The sequence below is a fragment of the Mesorhizobium sp. M7A.F.Ca.CA.004.06.1.1 genome, from assembly GCF_003999135.1.
Classification (GTDB): domain Bacteria; phylum Pseudomonadota; class Alphaproteobacteria; order Rhizobiales; family Rhizobiaceae; genus Mesorhizobium.
Genome location: NZ_RZPQ01000748.1, coordinates 1 through 2860 on the forward strand (window position 1 = coordinate 1; position 2860 = coordinate 2860).

Here is a 2860-nt window from a genome sequence, read left to right on the forward strand (position 1 = left end):
GCTGCGCGCCGGTGCGTTGCCCGCGACGCTGACGGTGATCGAAGAACGCACCGGCGCGCAGCAGCACCGCAAGGTCGTTGGCGCTCTGGGCAGTGAAATTGCCGGAAATCTGGCCGGTGCCGCCGAGGATCGGCTCGCGGATCTGCGGCGCCGAAATCACCTGATTGTCGAGGATAATGGCGAACAGCTTGCCGACATTCTGCGCCGTGGCCTGACCGAAGCGCGCCGCTCCTTTCGAATCGAAGCGGAACGACACCACCGGCTCGTTGTTCTGCGAATTGTATGTCGCCTGTGCGTCAACGAGGTTTTCGCCCGAGACGATGACGCGATTTTCGATCAGATACGGAACCGGCGGATCGTCCTGCGAATACAGCACCGATGACCCGGCGGGCGGACGGCCATTGAGCGCGTCCTGCACCGGCATCGACTGGTCGACCATCTGGAAGGTCAGCTTGGCGGTCTGGCCGAGGATTTCTTTCAGTCTCTGCGGGTCCTGAAGACCCGGCACCTGGACAAGGATACGGTCGTCGCCCTGCCGCTGCACGATCGGTTCGGTGGTGCCGAGTTCGTTGACGCGGCGTTCGACCACCTCGATCGACTGCGTCAGCGCGGTCGACGTGCGGTATTTGATGCCGGCGTCGGTGACGTTGAACTTGAGCAGGCCGGGCTCGGAATCGTCGAGCGTCATTTCCTGGACGGAGCCGCCGGTGAACAGGCCGGCAGCGACCGGATCGGTCAGCGTCTTCAGCGCCGTCTTGGCGGCATCGATCTGGGCGGGATCGGTGATGCGGACCTGCAGGGTCCGCCCCGTGCCGGCAAGGCCGGTATAGCCGATCTTGGCGTCGCGTAGCAGCGTGCGGATTTCATCGCGCGTCGTCTCCAGCCGATCCTTGATCAGATCGTTCTGGTTCATTTCCAGCAGGATGTGCGAACCACCCTGCAGGTCGAGGCCGAGCGTCATCTGCCGCTTCGGTACCCAGCTGGGCAATTGCGCCAGCGTGCTGGCGGAGAACAGGTTGGGCGCGGCGAGGATCACTGTGATGGCCACGGCCACCCAGATCAGGATCATCTTGAAGCGCGAAAAATACAGCATATGGCGTCGTCCGTCAGAGCGTGTCCGCGGATCGCTCCGCCTAAAATTGGATTATTTCTTGGCGTTCTGGTTGGCCACCGGCTCGCCCTTGACGCGCACATCGGCGATCGTCGAGCGCAGCGCCGTCACCTTCAAGCCGTTACCGAGGTCGATCTCGAGCTCGTTGTCGTCGATCACCTTGGTCACCTTGCCGACGAAGCCGCCGCCGGTGACGACCGTGTCGCCGCGACGGACAGCCGCCAGCATCTCGCCGCGCTTCTTCAGCTGCGTGCGCTGCGGCCTAATGATCAGAAAATACATGATCACGAAAATCAGGACAAAGGGCAAAATGCTGATGAACATGTCGGGAGAAGCGCCGACGCCTTGGGCGTATGCCGGTGTCACGAACATCGAGGTACTCCTGATCTTTGAAAACAGCCGCCAATTTGGCGGCCCTTGAAATTTGGCCGGAATATAGTCGGTAAAGTTGTCAATGCAACTGCGCGGCCGGCCAAATCGGCTGCTTTTACGGCCTGTTGAGCCGTGTTAGAGCATGATCGCGAAAAGCGCGAGCCGGTTTCCGCAAAAGATTATGCTCTAACAAAAGGTTGCGACCGGTTTTGTATCAGGCGGAATCGGGCAGCTTCACGCCCCCAGACATCAAAAACGCGAAAACAAAAGACAGTCATGACCGACAGCAGCATTGAATCCCTGAACCAGAAACTCGACCGGCTGATCGAGGCGGTGAGCCGCCTTGCCCCGCCGCCGGTGCCCCAAACCGACCTCGGCGAGGCCGATTGTTTCGTCTGGCAGGCCGATCCCGGCTATCTGGAGCCGGTGCGCAGGGTTAACCGCGTCGACATCGGCCTGATCCGTGGCGTCGACCGCGTCCGCGACATCCTTGTCGACAACACCGAACGCTTCGCCGCCGGCTACCCAGCCAACAACGTGTTGCTGTGGGGCGCGCGTGGCATGGGCAAATCGTCGCTGGTCAAGGCCGTGCATGCCGAAATCAACGCCAGGACCAAGTCCGACCTGCCGCTGAAGCTGATCGAAATCCACCGCGAGGACATCGACACGCTGCCGAAGCTGATGGGATTGCTCAAGGCGGCCCCCTTCCGCTTCATCCTGTTTTGCGACGACCTCTCCTTCGACCATGACGACACTTCCTACAAATCGCTCAAGGCAGCGCTCGAAGGCGGCGTCGAGGGTCGGCCAGTCAATGTCATCTTCTACGCCACCTCGAACCGCCGCCATCTGTTGCCCCGCGACATGATCGACAATGAGCGCTCGACCGCGATCAACCCATCCGAGGCGGTCGAGGAAAAGGTGTCGCTGTCCGACCGGTTCGGGCTGTGGCTCGGCTTCCACAAATGTTCGCAGGACGAGTATCTCGACATGATCGATGGCTATGTCCGGCACCATGGGCTGGCAATCGATCCCGACACGCTGCGTGCCGAAGCATTGGAATGGGCGACGACGCGCGGCAGCCGCTCGGGCCGCGTCGCCTGGCAGTTCACCCAGGACCTGGCTGGACGGCTCGGCAAGCCACTGAGGGACTGACACGTTGGGTGGCGTCGCCAACGCCATCCAATGACAAGATCATTTGGGCTGCGCCCGGCGCAAATCACGCGGCGTTTGGCCGATCTCGCGGCGCATCCAGTGCGCCAGATGTGACTGGTGCGCAAAGCCCGTCAATTCCGCCACCTTGCTTGTGCTGAGATCGCCTCGCTGCAGCAGGGCGCGTGCGCGTTCGACGCGACGTCGCACCACGTAGCGGTGCAGGGT

Annotated in this window: 3 protein-coding genes and 1 pseudogene; 1 reads left to right on the forward strand and 3 read right to left on the reverse strand. The window is 61.9% G+C overall.

Annotated elements, in window-relative coordinates; genetic code table 11:
• Both EN906_RS29465 and yajC read right to left on the reverse strand, forming a co-directional pair.
• Positions 1-1093: pseudogene (locus EN906_RS29465) on the reverse strand (protein translocase subunit SecDF); the annotation flags it as partial.
• A 51-nt stretch (positions 1094-1144) separates the two neighbouring features.
• The gene (gene yajC / locus EN906_RS29470) at positions 1145-1483 is read right to left on the reverse strand and encodes a preprotein translocase subunit YajC (protein ID WP_127270542.1); all 339 of its coding nucleotides are present in this window, start codon (positions 1481-1483) and stop codon (positions 1145-1147) included.
• Positions 1484-1759: 276 nt separating this feature from the next.
• Here yajC and EN906_RS29475 point away from each other — a divergent pair, with 276 nt between their 5' ends.
• Positions 1760-2635, forward strand: a complete 876-nt coding sequence (locus EN906_RS29475; RefSeq protein ID WP_127272750.1) for an ATP-binding protein — start codon at positions 1760-1762, stop codon at positions 2633-2635.
• 39 nt (positions 2636-2674) lie between these two features.
• Here the strand turns inward: EN906_RS29475 and EN906_RS29480 are convergent.
• Positions 2675-2860 (reverse strand): helix-turn-helix domain-containing protein (locus EN906_RS29480; protein ID WP_164777447.1); only part of this gene is annotated, 186 nt, incomplete at its 5' end.

What these genes read in the sequence shown, in the direction of transcription:
- yajC (WP_127270542.1), bottom strand. Translation starts at nt 1,483, where the DNA reads ATGTTCGTGACACCGGCATACGCCCAAGGCGTCGGCGCTTCTCCCGAC.
- EN906_RS29475 (WP_127272750.1), top strand. Translation starts at nt 1,760, where the DNA reads ATGACCGACAGCAGCATTGAATCCCTGAACCAGAAACTCGACCGGCTG.